The organism is Shimia sp. CNT1-13L.2 (assembly GCF_024331145.1).
GTDB lineage: Bacteria > Pseudomonadota > Alphaproteobacteria > Rhodobacterales > Rhodobacteraceae > Shimia.
This window is the reverse complement of the sequence record NZ_JANDJO010000013.1, coordinates 34,689-48,302: the sequence shown is the minus strand read 5'-3', so window position 1 is coordinate 48,302 and position 13,614 is coordinate 34,689. Positions and strand designations below refer to the sequence as shown.

General features: G+C 58.8%; 13 protein-coding genes. 8 read left to right on the top strand and 5 right to left on the bottom strand.

Annotated features, from left to right (window positions below):
* Nucleotides 1-46: 46 nt before the first annotated feature.
* The 5 genes from yidC to NNA36_RS18725 all read left to right on the top strand — a co-directional run bounded on the left by yidC (nucleotide 47) and on the right by NNA36_RS18725 (nucleotide 5,078).
* Nucleotides 47-1,852: a membrane protein insertase YidC gene (gene yidC / locus NNA36_RS18745; RefSeq protein ID WP_255109953.1), complete on the top strand. Its 1,806-nt coding sequence runs from the start codon at nucleotides 47-49 to the stop codon at nucleotides 1,850-1,852.
* Nucleotides 1,852-2,595: an MOSC domain-containing protein gene (locus NNA36_RS18740; RefSeq protein WP_255109951.1), complete on the top strand. Its 744-nt coding sequence runs from the start codon at nucleotides 1,852-1,854 to the stop codon at nucleotides 2,593-2,595. The genes yidC and NNA36_RS18740 overlap by 1 nt, the downstream gene beginning before the upstream one ends.
* Nucleotides 2,595-3,248, top strand: coding sequence for a ribosome biogenesis GTP-binding protein YihA/YsxC (gene yihA / locus NNA36_RS18735; protein WP_255109949.1), 654 nt, complete (start codon nucleotides 2,595-2,597; stop codon nucleotides 3,246-3,248). The genes NNA36_RS18740 and yihA overlap by 1 nt, the downstream gene beginning before the upstream one ends.
* 4 nt (nucleotides 3,249-3,252) lie before the next feature.
* Entirely contained in the window at nucleotides 3,253-3,621 is a 369-nt protein-coding gene (locus tag NNA36_RS18730) for a DUF2946 family protein (protein ID WP_255109947.1), read from the top strand.
* Between the two features lie 68 nt (nucleotides 3,622-3,689).
* A complete protein-coding gene (locus tag NNA36_RS18725; protein ID WP_255109945.1) occupies nucleotides 3,690-5,078 on the top strand; it encodes a PepSY domain-containing protein in 1,389 nt (462 codons plus the stop codon).
* 191 nt (nucleotides 5,079-5,269) lie between these two features.
* On the opposite strand, the gene NNA36_RS18720 is transcribed toward NNA36_RS18725, so the two are convergent.
* A complete protein-coding gene (locus tag NNA36_RS18720) occupies nucleotides 5,270-6,001 on the bottom strand; it encodes an SDR family NAD(P)-dependent oxidoreductase (protein ID WP_255109943.1) in 732 nt (243 codons plus the stop codon).
* 115 nt (nucleotides 6,002-6,116) lie between these two features.
* On the opposite strand from NNA36_RS18720, the gene argB reads away from it, so the two are divergent.
* The 3 genes from argB (at nucleotide 6,117) to NNA36_RS18705 (ending at nucleotide 8,980) form a co-directional block, all read left to right on the top strand.
* Complete coding sequence (gene argB, locus NNA36_RS18715; RefSeq protein WP_255109942.1) at nucleotides 6,117-6,980, top strand: acetylglutamate kinase; 864 nt, start codon at nucleotides 6,117-6,119, stop codon at nucleotides 6,978-6,980.
* A gap of 68 nt (nucleotides 6,981-7,048) precedes the next feature.
* A complete protein-coding gene (locus tag NNA36_RS18710; protein WP_255109940.1) occupies nucleotides 7,049-7,843 on the top strand; it encodes a sterol desaturase family protein in 795 nt (264 codons plus the stop codon).
* 645 nt (nucleotides 7,844-8,488) lie between these two features.
* Nucleotides 8,489-8,980, top strand: coding sequence for a histidine phosphatase family protein (locus NNA36_RS18705; protein WP_255109937.1), 492 nt, complete (start codon nucleotides 8,489-8,491; stop codon nucleotides 8,978-8,980).
* A gap of 66 nt (nucleotides 8,981-9,046) precedes the next feature.
* Here NNA36_RS18705 and NNA36_RS18700 read toward each other — a convergent pair whose 3' ends face one another.
* The 4 genes from NNA36_RS18700 to NNA36_RS18685 all read right to left on the bottom strand — a co-directional run bounded on the left by NNA36_RS18700 (nucleotide 9,047) and on the right by NNA36_RS18685 (nucleotide 13,524).
* The gene (locus NNA36_RS18700) at nucleotides 9,047-9,838 is read right to left on the bottom strand and encodes an amino acid ABC transporter ATP-binding protein (protein ID WP_303623808.1); all 792 of its coding nucleotides are present in this window, start codon (nucleotides 9,836-9,838) and stop codon (nucleotides 9,047-9,049) included.
* A gap of 12 nt (nucleotides 9,839-9,850) precedes the next feature.
* Nucleotides 9,851-11,149 (bottom strand): amino acid ABC transporter permease, encoded by a 1,299-nt coding sequence (locus NNA36_RS18695; RefSeq protein WP_255109935.1) that lies wholly within the window; start codon nucleotides 11,147-11,149, stop codon nucleotides 9,851-9,853.
* A gap of 3 nt (nucleotides 11,150-11,152) precedes the next feature.
* Entirely contained in the window at nucleotides 11,153-12,385 is a 1,233-nt protein-coding gene (locus NNA36_RS18690; RefSeq protein ID WP_255109933.1) for an amino acid ABC transporter permease, read from the bottom strand.
* Nucleotides 12,386-12,507: 122 nt separating this feature from the next.
* Nucleotides 12,508-13,524 carry an amino acid ABC transporter substrate-binding protein gene (locus tag NNA36_RS18685; RefSeq protein WP_255109931.1) on the bottom strand — a complete coding sequence of 339 codons (1,017 nt, stop codon included), beginning with the start codon at nucleotides 13,522-13,524 and terminating at the stop codon, nucleotides 12,508-12,510.
* Nucleotides 13,525-13,614 lie beyond the last annotated feature (90 nt).

Sequence of the window (13,614 nt, the reverse complement as noted above, 5' to 3'; positions counted from 1 at the left end):
TCTGTTGAACCACCACAAAGTTTCAAGAGACAGGTGGCTTCCGGCAATGGACGATCAGAACAAGAACCTCATTCTCGCGACCGCACTCAGCTTCGTCGTGATTTTGGTCTGGTTTATCATGTTTCCCCCGCCCGATCCGGTGGAAGATCCCAACGCACCCGCGATCACCGCTGAGGCAACCCAGCCCGCGGCGGCAACCCCGAACGCCGCAGCTGATGCCGGCGCGGCCACAAACACGGCCGACGTCGTGGAAACCAAGGATGCCCCGCGCGTCGACATCGCCACGGCTCGCCTGAGCGGTTCGATCTCGCTTCTGGGCGGCCGTCTCGACGACCTGCACCTGAACGACTACCGCGAAACCCTAGACGAAAATTCGCCGACGGTGACCTTCCTTGCCAAACGTGGCGAGCCGAACGCCTTCTACGCCCTCTACGGCTGGGCCCCCGGCGCAGGCCTCTCGCTCGACCAGGTTCCCGGTGCCAACACCGAATGGTCGCTCGAAAGCGGTTCGACCCTGTCGACCACCTCGCCCATCACCCTCAAGTGGGACAACGGCAACGGCCTGACCTTCCGCCGCACCTTCAGCATCGACGAGAACTACATGTTCTCGGTGAATCAAAGCGTTCAGAACAGCGGTTCGGAAACCGTCTCTCTCGCCCCCTACGGCACCCTGACCCGCCATGGCGAGCCGCAGGACCTCAAGAACTTCTTCATCCTGCACGAAGGCGCAATGCGCCAACTCTCGGAAGAGCGTGAAGACATCGACTATTCCGACATGCAGGACTTTGGCGTTGATCCGGTCTGGGGACCGGGCGCAGACGTCGAACAGGTCTCCGGCAACGGCTGGACCGGCTTTACCGATCACTACTGGATGGCGATGCTGATCCCCAACAGCGATCAGCCCTTCACCTCGGTTCTGCGCTACTCGCCGCAGGTCGATACCTACGAGGCCATCGCCCGCTTCCCCACCATGACCCTTGCCGCAGGCGAAACCAAGAACATGGAATCGCGCCTGTTTGCCGGTGCCAAGGAATGGGAAGCCATCCGCAACTATCAGAACGACTCCGGCATCTACCGCTTCCTCGACACCATCGACTGGGGCTGGTTCTTCTTCCTGACCAAACCGATCTTCGCGGTTCTGCACTGGCTGAACGCCCTGATCGGCAACATGGGCTGGGCGATTATCGGCCTGACCGTCCTGATCAAGATCGTGGTCTTCCCGCTGGCATATAAATCCTATGCTTCGATGGCCAAGATGAAGGAACTCCAGCCGCAGATGGAAAAGCTGAAAGAGGCCGCTGGCGACGATCGCCAGAAGCTGCAGCAATCCATGATGGAGCTTTATAAGAAGGAAAAGGTGAACCCCGCCTCGGGCTGTCTGCCGATCCTGATCCAGATCCCGATCTTCTTCTCGCTCTACAAGGTGATCTTCGTAACCCTCGAACTGCGCCACGCCCCTTGGGTTGGCTGGATCACCGACATGTCGGCCCCCGATCCGTCGTCGATCATCAACCTCTTCGGCCTCCTGCCTTTCGCGGTTCCGGAACTGGGCTTCTTCGAAATCTTCAGCCTCGGCATCCTGCCGATCCTGTTGGGTATCTCGATGTGGCTGCAACAGAAGCTGAACCCGGCCCCCACCGACCCCACCCAGCAGATGATCTTTGCCTGGATGCCCTGGGTCTTCATGTTCATGCTGGGTAGTTTTGCAAGCGGCCTCGTGCTGTACTGGATCACCAACAACGTGATCACCTTTACGCAGCAATACCTCATCATGCGCAGCCACGGCTACAAACCCGACGTCTTCGGCAACATCAAGAGCAGCTTTGCCCGCAAGGCAAAGTCGGGCGACTGATGAGCATCCGCGTCGCTGCCCTCTGGCGTCACCCGATCAAATCCCACGGACGCGAGTCCGTGGACCGGGTGACTCTGACCAAAGGCGAAACCATGCCATGGGATCGCCGCTGGGCCGTGGCGCATGAGGTGTCCAAGGCGGACGGCTCCAAATGGGTGTCCTGCGTGAACTTCTCGCGCGGGGCCAAGGCCCCCGGCCTGATGGCCGTGACCGCCAAAAGCAACGAGGACGAAGGCACCGTCACCCTGACGCACCCGCGCCACGGCGAGATCACCTTCAACCCCGACACACAGTTGCGCGGCTTCCTGGACTGGGTGCGCCCGATCATGCCAGCCGACCGCGCGCAGTCGGCCCGCATCCTGCGTGTCGAGAATCGCGGCATGACCGATACCGATTTCCCGTCGATCAGTCTCCTCAACATCGCGTCGAACGACGACCTGTCCGAGCAGATGAAGATGCCCCTGTCCATGGAGCGCTGGCGCGGCAACATCCTGTTGTCCGGCCTCGAGCCATGGGAAGAAAAAACCTGGATCGGGAAAACTCTGCGCATCGGCGGGGCCACCCTGGAAGTGCGCGAAGAGATCACCCGCTGCCTCGCAACCACCGCCAACCCGGAAACCGGCGCGCGCGATGCGGATACGCTGGATGCCCTGAACAAGCGTGGCCACCAGGAATTTGGCGTCTATGCCGTTGTCACCGGCACAGGTGACGTCGCCGTGGGCGACACCGTAGAGGTTTCGTGATGCAACTGCCCTTCCCCGTCGTCGAAGAACCCGAAGAATTCGCACGCGAGCAAGGTCGCAAGCTCTTTGCCGGCAGCAACAGCGATTTCCTCAAGGGTGTCGTCGCCATGAACGGCCTGCCCCCGGCAGACCGGATCGAAGTCTGCTTTGCGGGCCGCTCGAATGTCGGCAAGTCCTCCCTGATCAACGCCCTGACCGGTCGCACCCGCCTTGCGCGTGCCTCCAACACGCCGGGCCGCACGCAGGAAATCAACTTCTTTACCCTCGCCGAGAGCCACTATCTCGTCGACCTTCCCGGCTACGGCTATGCAAACGCCCCCCTGCCGGTGGTCGAAAAGTGGCAAAAGCTTCTCAAGCAATACCTCTCGGGCCGTGTGAACCTGCGCCGCGCCTTTGTCCTGATCGACTCGCGCCATGGCGTTAAGGCCGTGGACGAGGAAATCATGTCCCTGCTGGACAGCTCTGCCGTCACCTTTCAGGTCGTCATGACCAAGACCGACAAGGTGAAAGAGAAAGACCGCGAGAAGATCCTCGATCAGGTCCGCGGAAAACTGTCGAAACACCCTGCCGCCTTCCCCGAGCTCGTTCTGACCAGTTCGGAAAAAGGCTTCGGCATCCCCACCCTGCGGGCCCTCATCGCCAGCCTCGACTAACCTCATGCTGCGCCGCCTGCCCCTGTCAGCACTGCTTTTGCTCGCTCTCGCAGTGACAAGCCTGATCCCCCAGGGCTGGATGCCTGTCATGGATGACAGCGGCAAGGTGGTTATGGTGATCTGTACCGCATACGGCGTTGAAGAACGCGTCGTCGATCTTGACGATGCCGCCCCACATGACGACAGCGATCCCCGCGCCAGTTCGACCTGCCCCTTCGCGGCGGTTCAAACCGCCGACCTGTCGCACTTTTCCCCCGTTGCCATGAATGTGGTCGCCCCGGTGATCAACCGCTGGCAACACCGCGACTTCACCCATCGCAGCGCCGGTTTCCACTGGCGCTATGATGCCCGTGGTCCGCCACGTCTCTCCTGACACTCACTAACAATCTGAAATCAACAGGGCGCCTCTGGCCTGCCCTTTCGTGTCTATTGGAGACCCTCATGACCACCGAAACCAACGGCGGCGCGAACGCGCTGTCGCAAAAATTCTACATGTCTGCCTGGCGCTGGCACTTCTATGCCGGGCTCTATGTCATCCCCTTCATGATCACGCTCGCCGTCACCGGCCTGATGATGATGTACATCAATCTCTTCGACGGCCGCGACGGCGAGAAGATCACCGTCACCCCAACTGGCGAAGCCATGGCCGCCAGCAAGCTGTCGGATGCGGTCCTCACGGCCCAGCCCGGAACAATTGCCGAATGGATCGGCCCCAAATCCCCCGATCTGGCTACCGTTTTCCGCGTCAAAACCGAAACCGGAAATCGCATGGTCGCCATTGACCAATACTCCGGCGAAATCATCGAGACCTGGGATCGCCGCGCCGGATGGTATGACTTTGCCGACAACATCCATTCTGACCTGTTGATCGGAACCACCGGCGACCGCCTGATCGAAATCGCGGCAGGTCTGGGTCTCGTTCTGGTCACGACCGGCCTTTACATGTGGTGGCCACGGGGCGGTGACACCAGCATTCTGATCCCCAACCTGAGGGCAAGGGGCCGCAGCCTCTGGAAATCACTGCATGGGTCGATCGGCTTCTGGATGTCCATCCTGATGGTTGTGTTTCTGCTTTCCGGCCTGTCCTGGGCCGGTGTCTGGGGCGGTAAATTCGTTCAACCCTGGAGCAGTTTCCCCGCCGCCAAATGGGACAACGTGCCCCTGTCCGACGCCACCCACGCCAGCATGAATCACGGCCACACCAACGATGTGCCCTGGGCGCTGGAACAAACGCCTATGCCCGCCTCCGGATCAGACGCCGGTCAGTTCGGCATCCCCGAAGGCACACCCGTCAACATCGACAGCCTGATTGCCCTTGGCCAAAGCCTCGGCCTTCCGGGGCGTTTCCGCGTCGCCTATCCGGGCGGCGAAACCGGTGTCTGGACCATCAACCGCGATTCGATGAGCAGCGACAGCACAGATCCCTTCAGCGATACGACGATCCATGTCGACCAATACACCGGCAAGATCCTCGCCGATGTGCGCTTTGCCGATTATTCGGCCATGGGCAAAACCATGGCAGTCAGCGTGCCCTTCCACATGGGCCTCATGGGGCTTTGGAACCTCGCGCTGAACACGCTGTTCTGCCTGAGCGTGATCTTCATCAGCCTGTCAGGTGTCGTCATTTGGGTCAAACGCCGCCCCGCGCGTGCCGCGCGCCTTGCAGCGCCACCACCCCCGGCCCAGATGCCGCATTGGAAGGGCGCCGTTCTGGTTGGTCTCTTCCTGTCTCTCGCGTTCCCGCTGGCAGGCCTCACCTTCCTCGGTGTCTTTGCGTTTGATCTTCTGATCCTGAACAACATCGCACCGCTGCGCCGCGCGTTGTCGTGATAAAATGGCACGTTCCGCTCTGGTTGGCGGGGCGTGCTTCTTAAGCTTTCAGTTACCCTTTGCCTCGGCGCTCGCTCGGTTAACCATGCGTTTTACGAAAGCAATACCGACGTAATACCGACGTTGCACCGACGCGATACCGCAGCCGGTTTTCCCGATTAACCAATAGAATTCAGGCTGATTCGATGGCGTCAGACGTGCTGCGCCCCGTTCACCTCGATCTCTGATCCAGAGATGTAGGAACTCTCCTGCGAGCACAGGAAATAGATCGCTGCGGCGACCTCGTCAGGCTGGCCAAGTCTTTGAAGTGGAAGCTTTTCTACGATCTTGTCGGTGCCCGGCGAAAGGATTGCCGTCTCCACCTCACCGGGAGCAATCGCGTTCACCCGCACCCCCAAAGGCCCGAAATCATGCGCCATCTCCCGCGTCAAAGCCGCCAGCGCCGCCTTCGACGTCGCATAAGCCGCCCCCGCAAACGGATGCACCCGGCTCCCCGCAATAGAAGTGATGTTCACAACCGACCCTTTCGCCGCCGCCAACTCTTCCTTCAAACCCCGCGCAAGTACCACTGAGGCAAAGAAATTTACGTGAAAGACCTGCCCCCAGGTCATGAGGTCGGTGTTCAGCGTATTGAGCCGCTCGCCCTCGGGGCCTTTCGGGGAAACACCGGCATTGTTAACCAATGCATCCAGACGCCCATCGAGCATTTCCTGCAGCTGACCTACGGCATTGATCGTATTCGCCGCGTCCGACAGGTCGAGCATCAGGTGGTTTTCCGGTTTCGCAAAGGGGCATTCCGGTGCGCAGGGCGTGCGCGACACCGTGACAACCCGCCAGCCTTCGCGGTGAAAACGTCGCACCGTGGCATGCCCAATGCCCCGGCTAGCGCCTGTAATCAAAAGGGTTTTCCGCGAATCCGCCATGACACACCTATCCTCTCGCTCAGGATAACACCTACCGCATTCCCACCAAGAGGCAATGCCCCTTGGCACCGAAGGCCCAAAGGTCTAACAACAACGGCCAAGAGGACTCCGATAGATGAAGAAGCAGAACATGAACCGCGACTGGATCGCCACCGCCCGGACCCTGTCCCAGGCTCTTCCCTACCTTCAGCGCTACACTGGCGCGATTGTCGTTATCAAGCTCGGCGGCCACGCCATGGGCAGCGACGAGGCGATGGATGACTTTGCCCGAGACGTGGTTCTGATGCGCCAGGTTGGGGTCAATCCGGTGATCGTTCACGGCGGCGGACCGATGATTAACGCTATGTTGAAGAAACTCGAGATACAGTCCGAGTTCGTCAACGGAAAACGCGTCACCGATGCTGCGACTGTCGAAGTTGTCGAAATGGTTCTGTCCGGTGTGGTCAACAAACGCATCGTTCAGGCAATCAACCGTCAGGGCGGCAAGGCTGTTGGCTTGTCGGGTAAGGATGCAAACCTCATGGTTTGTGATCAGACCAATCCGGATCTCGGTTTCGTCGGCACCCCCGCCGACATGAACCCCGCGCTCCTGCACGAGTTGTTTGCAAATGATACCATTCCGGTGATCGCGCCTCTTGGCGCGGGCCGCAACGGTGAGACATTCAACGTGAATGGCGACACCGCCGCCGGTGCCATCGCGGGCGCACTCAACGCGGACCGCCTGCTGCTTCTGACCGACGTCTCCGGCGTGAAGAACGCCGAGGGCGATGTCATGACCGAACTCAAGGCGCAACAGATCCGCGACCTTACGGCTGAGGGTGTGATCGCGGGCGGCATGATTCCCAAGACGGAAACAGCGCTGAACGCCATCGAAGACGGTGTCCGTGCCGTGGTCATTCTGGATGGCCGCGCTCCGAACGCCTGTCTGCTCGAACTGTTCACGGAACACGGCGCCGGATCACTTATTCGAGGGGACTAGGTGCTAGGGGTTTCAATATTCCACGAACGGAATACATATAGATCATCGAATTCCCCGAGGTGACCTGTATGGAAAACGAAGTCCTGATCCGCCTAAGCGTCTTTGCGGGCCTCTTCGCCCTCTTCGCCACCATCGAAGCCCTTGCGCCACGACGCGCCCGAACGCAACCACGCAGCAAGCGTTGGGTAACCAACTGGGCAATGACCATCACCAATACGCTCACCCTGCGTCTCATGGCCTTTGCCTTGCCTCTCCTTGCCGTTGGCGCGGCGGTGGACGCGGGTCAAAACGGTTGGGGACTGTTCAACCGCATTGATCTGGGCACCGTCCCCGAGACGATATTGGCCATTTTGATTTTCGACTTCGCGATCTGGCTGCAACATCTCATCACGCACAAAGTCCCTATCCTCTGGCGCCTGCACCGTGTCCACCATGCCGACCGCGACATCGACGTAACAACCGCCATCCGCTTTCACCCCGTCGAAATCGCGTTCTCGATGTTGCTCAAGATCGGCCTCGTCTACCTCCTTGGCCCGTCCGCCTTGGCCATTATCCTGTTCGAAGTCATCCTGAACGGCACCGCTATGTTCAATCACGCCAACATGCGTCTGCCAATCTGGCTGGACCGCATCGTTCGCCTGGTCCTCGTGACACCGGACATGCACAGGGTTCATCACTCGGTTCATCGCCACGAACACGACAGCAACTATGGCTTTGCCCTTTCAATCTGGGACAGACTCTTTGGGACCTATATTGCCCAACCCGAAAAGGGGCATGAGGGCATGACGATCGGCCTGCAATGGCAAGATGATCGTCCCTCTCGACTCGGCTGGAGCCTCGCTCTACCGTTTCGCAGGAAATGACCTACGACTCTGTTCTCAAAGCCGCACAGGCCCTGCACCTAGACATCCTCGGCGGGTTCCATCCGTCCGATGAGGATGGAGAGATTGCAGATGCCGGCACCCTCTTGATGCTGTCCCCAAAGGAACCGCGGTTCTGGGCGCATTTCATATCGCAAGCCGAGTATCTCGACGGCAAACCCGATCCTGTTGATCGGTGGTCAACTCGTGTAGTCACGGACCTCGCCAAGGAACTGGGCGCACGCGCCTTTTTTCCCTTCACTGGGCCACCCTACAATCCTTTCTACAGCTGGGCGCTTAAGACGGGGCGCTGCCACTCGTCTCCGATCAACCTTCTGGTTCATGATCGTGCTGGGCTTTTCGTGTCATTCCGCGGCGCAATCGCGCTGAGAGAAAAACTTGACCTCCCGCCTGCACCTACGTCCCCCTGCGAAAAATGCGTTGATAAACCGTGCCTTACGACCTGCCCGGTGAATGCTTTTGCAACCGGCACCTACGATGTCCAAGGGTGTCGCAACGTCATGCGATCAATAGATGAACATCCGTGCCTAACACGCGGATGCGAGGTGCGCCGCGCTTGTCCCGCGAATGCAGACTATGGCAGAATGGAGGAACAATCCTCCTACCATATGCGAGTCTTTCTCGAGAATGACACTTAGATTGATCCTCGTTCGTCATGCGAAATCCAGCTGGAAGGAACCAGCTCTTTCGGATCACGAGCGCCCGCTGAACAAACGTGGTCGGGCTTCCGCCAAGGCGGTGGGTGACTGGCTGCGACGCAAAGGCTACGCCCCTGACACCGTTCTGAGCTCCACATCCGAACGCACCCGTGAAACCCACGCGCTGATGGAAACCAAGGCACCGGCAGAGTTTGACAGAACGCTTTATTTGTCGAGCGCGCAGAACATGCTGAAGGCCTTGCAAGGCGCTTCGGGCGATACCGTGATGATGCTGGGCCATAACCCCGGGACCGGCGAATTTGCCGAACGTCTTGCCACGAAACTGCCTTCGCACGAACGTTTTCTGGACTATCCCACCTGCGCCACCACGGTGCTGGAGTTCGAAGCAGATAGCTGGAACGAGGTGTCTTTCGGAACCGGCAAAGTAAAGGCCTTCGTCATACCAAGAGAACTAACCTAGGCCCCATGCCTAAAACGGAGAAAGCCCCGCCAATGGCGGGGCTTTCTCTTTGTTTGCATGCCGTTATCAGTGGCCGAGAATCTGGCTGAGGAACAGTTGGGTCCGCTCGCTCTTCGGATTGTTGAAGAACTCTTCAGGCTCGTTCTGCTCAACGATCTGACCCTGGTCCATAAAGATCACGCGGTTCGCGACCTGACGGGCAAAGCCCATCTCGTGGGTCACGCAAAGCATGGTCATGCCCTCTTCCGCAAGCTCGATCATGGTGTCGAGCACCTCTTTGATCATCTCGGGGTCAAGCGCCGAAGTCGGTTCATCGAACAGCATGATACGCGGACGCATGCAAAGCGAACGCGCAATCGCCACACGCTGCTGCTGACCACCCGAAAGCTGACCGGGGTACTTTTGCGCCTGATCCGGGATTTTCACCTTCTCAAGGAAGTGCATCGCCGTTTCCTCGGCCTCTTTCTTGGGCGTCTTACGCACCCAGATCGGAGCCAGTGTACAGTTCTCGAGGATCGTCAGGTGCGGGAACAGGTTGAAGTGCTGGAAACACATCCCCACTTCCGAACGGATCTTGTCGATGTTCTTGAGATCGCTCGTCAGTTCGGTGCCATCCACCACGATGCTGCCCGACTGGTGTTCTTCCAGACGGTTGATGCAACGGATCAGGGTGGATTTACCCGAGCCCGAAGGCCCGGCGATAACGATACGCTCGCCTTCATGAACCGTGAGGTTGATGTCACGCAGCACGTGGAACGTCCCGTACCACTTGTTCATGTTGGAGATTTCAATCGCAACCTCGCTGCCCACATGCATTTTGGAGCGGTCGATTGCGCGGTCGGACATAAGTTCAGACATAGTGTGAACTCCTTAGCGATGATCGGTTGCGAGACGACGCTCCAACCATTGTGAGTATTGTGAGATTCCGTAGCAGACGACGAAGAACAACAGGGCGGCAAAGCCCAGGAGTTCCCAGTAGACGCCGTTCCATTCCGTCGACGCCAAGATCGGGCCGCGGATCATGCCCACGAGGTCGAACATCGAGATGACCGAAACCAGGGTGGTATCCTTGAACAGACCAACGGCGACGTTAACGATGCCGGGAATCGAGATTTTGAGCGCTTGCGGCAGGATGATCAGACGCATCGCCTGTGCGTAGTCCAAGCCGAGACTGTCAGCAGCTTCGTACTGTCCCTTTGGAAGAGCCGCGAGACCACCACGGATAACCTCGGCGATATAGGCCGCCGAGAACATCGTGATCATGATCACCACGCGCAGGAAAAGGTCCACTGTGCTGTCCGGCGGGAAGAAGTAGGACAGCATGACAGACGCCACGAACAAGAGGGTGATAAGCGGCACGCCACGCACAAACTCGATAAAGATCACGCAGATGCCCTTAATCAGCGGCATGTTCGATTGACGACCCAGCGCCAGCGCAATGCCCAAAGGCACCGACAGCGAGACACAGGTGACACCCAACATCATATTGAGCATGAAGCCACCAAGATCACGCGACGGCACGGCGGAAAGCATGGCATTCTCCGATGCGCCCTCGGGAATGAGAGCCCCTCCGAGCCACCACACCACAAAGGCCGCGATGATGCCGCCAAAGAAGCCAACAGCGAAACTGTTCTTGCCATAAAGCTGGAAGACGACGCCACCTGCAACAACCCCAAGCAAAGCCACAATGGGCGCCAGGATGGTTCCACCCCAGATCAGCCAGAAGGCCAGGAAGGGATAGATAGCTGTGAAGATCAGCAGCTTGCGCGGCAGATCGAAGAACAGCACAGGTGCAATCGCAATCAGCAACAACAGCAGCGCGAGGTTCGGACGCCAGTATGCTTCGGCCGGGTATTTGAACCCGTAAAGCAACTGGTTCCAACGCTCGGTCAGTACCGAGAAACAGGCGGCGGACTTACCGTTCAGGACTTCACGACATTCCGCAAGCGAAGACGTCGTCCAGATACCGCCTGTGATCCAAGGTAGGGTGCTCGAAAGCACGAGATAGATGAAATACAGCGCCAGAACCGTCAAGATTCCGTTGGGAATGCTCGAGAACAGGTTCTCCCGCATCCATTTGACGGCCCCCGTTTCGCGCGCCGGCGGCGGCAATTCGGGAAGGGTTTCGGTTCTGACGAAAGCATAAGGGTTCGCATTTTGATCAGACATGACTCAGCGCTCCTTCAGCTTCACGGAAGCGTTGTACAGGTTCATCGCCATCGAGATCAGCAGCGACGCGGTCAGATAGAACAGCATCAGCAAGAGAACGCATTCGATCGCACGACCGGTCTGGTTCAGCGTGATCCCACCCAGCGTTGCAGTGATGTCGGCATAGCCAACTGCGATCGCCAGCGAAGAGTTTTTCGTGATGTTCAGGTACTGCGAGATCAGTGGCGGGATGATGACACGCAGTGCCTGCGGCAGCACCACCAGGTTCATCACGCGACCAGAGCGCAGGCCAAGTGCAGATGCCGCTTCGGTCTGTCCTTTCGAGACAGCCTGAATACCGGCACGTACGTTTTCCGCGATGAATGCGCCAGTGTAGATCGACAGCGCGAACCACAGGGCGATCAGCGGGCCACCGATCTTGATGCCGCCTTTGAAGTTAAAGCCCTTGAGGGCGGGAACTTCCCAGGTCAGCCCCATTATCATGAGAAGAAGCGCCACCGGAACGAACCAGATAGCAAGGTTGATCCAAATCGTTTTGGGGCGTACGCCGGTATCTTCCTGCTTGTGCGTCGCCCAAGCGGAAACCCGACGTGTGGCGAACCACGAACCAGCCAGTACAGCCAGAACAAGAACCCAGTTCATCGTCGGCGAGGCAAACAACCCGCTTTCGAACCAAGGCATCGGGATGTAGATCCCGCGGTTGGTGAACGCGAACAGGTCCAACACCATGCTCGACGTCGCATTGTCGCCGCGGAAGGCCCTTGGGCCCGGCAGAACCGCCGTCATGATGGTGAAGATGATGATGATCCAGATCAGCACCGGAATGTTGCGGAAGATCTCGACATAGATCGCCATCAGCTTCGAGACGATCCAGTTGTTCGAAAGGCGCAGAACGCCGGCAATCACGCCGAAGATCGTCGCGGTCACACAGGCCAAAAAGGCAACCAGAAGCGTGTTCAGCAGGCCGACGAGGGCGGCTTTGGCGTGTGTTGACTGACTGTCGTAGTCGACGAGTCGCTGGTTGATGTCATAGCCAGCAGGTTCGCCAAGGAAACTGTAGGAAATGTTCAGTCCGGCGGCGCGAAGGTTCTGGATCAGGTTGTTGCCCAGATACCAGATCGCCAGCGCCAGAAGCGCGGCCGCTATCGCCTGGAACGTCAGTGAGCGATACCGGGTATCATGGATAAGCATAGATATCCGGAACGACTCCTTGGGAGGGTCGGTCAATGTGGTCATTTGGGATGTTCCCCGTTGCTCGGCCTTGTTTTTTTGATGGCTTTTGCGCCGGTGGCCGATTCATTGCTTGGTAAAGTGCGAAGGGCGCGAGGATGATCTCGCGCCCTTCGACTTAGTCGTTCTTAGCGGAAGGGCGGCGAGTAGATCAGACCGCCGTCGGTCCACTGTGCGTTCAGACCACGCGCCAGACCAATCGGGGTGTTCTCACCGATGTTCTTCTCGAACAGTTCACCATAGTTGCCGCCCGCCATGATAGCGTTCTTGGCCCAGTCGGCCGACAGACCGAGCATTTCGCCCAGCGAGCCTTCGGTACCGAGCAGACGGTTCACTTCCGGGTTGTTGGTGCCTGCAGACATCTCGGCGATGTTTGCCGAGGTCACACCCAGTTCCTCTGCGGTGATCAGAGCGTTCAGCGACCAGCGAACCACGTCACCCCAGTTGTTGTCGCCGTGGCGAACAAGCGGGCCGAGCGGCTCTTTCGAGATGATTTCAGGCAGCAGCACGTGCGCGCCCGGGTCTTCGAAAGTCGCGCGGGTTGCAGCAAGGCCCGACGCGTCGGTGGTGTAAACGTCACACGCACCTGCGAGGTACTGTTGCTGCGCTTCGGCGTTGGTTTCGATCGGAACCGGCTCGTAGCTGATGTTGTTGGCGCGGAAGAAATCCGCGAGGTTCAGTTCGGTGGTGGTACCGGTCTGGATACAAACGGTTGCACCGTCCAGTTCCTTGGCCGACGAAACACCCAGTTCAGCCGGAACCATGAAGCCTTGGCCATCATAGTAGTTGACGCCAACGAAGGTGAACTTCAGGTCCACGTCACGCGAGAAGGTCCAGGTGGTGTTACGCGCCAGCATGTCGATTTCACCCGATGCCAGAGCAGTGAAGCGGGTCTTACCGGTGGTCGGAACGAATTCGACCGCGTTTGCGTCACCCAGAACGGCAGCAGCAACGGCGCGGCAGACGCCTACGTCAAAGCCGTCCCAGTTGCCGTTTGCGTCAGGTGCAGCAAAGCCAACCAGACCCGTGGTCACGCCGCAGTTCAGCTTGCCGCGTGCTTTCACGTCATCCAGCGTGCCAGCAGCAGCAGCGCCAGCCGCGAGGCCAGCAACAGTCAGCGCACCAAAAATTACGGATTTTTTCATATTTACCTCTTCCTGATGGTCCGCCCTTTTTGGGCGGTTTATGATCCGGTCAGTTTTGACCAAGAGCGATACTGGAAAGGGTGCTCCCCC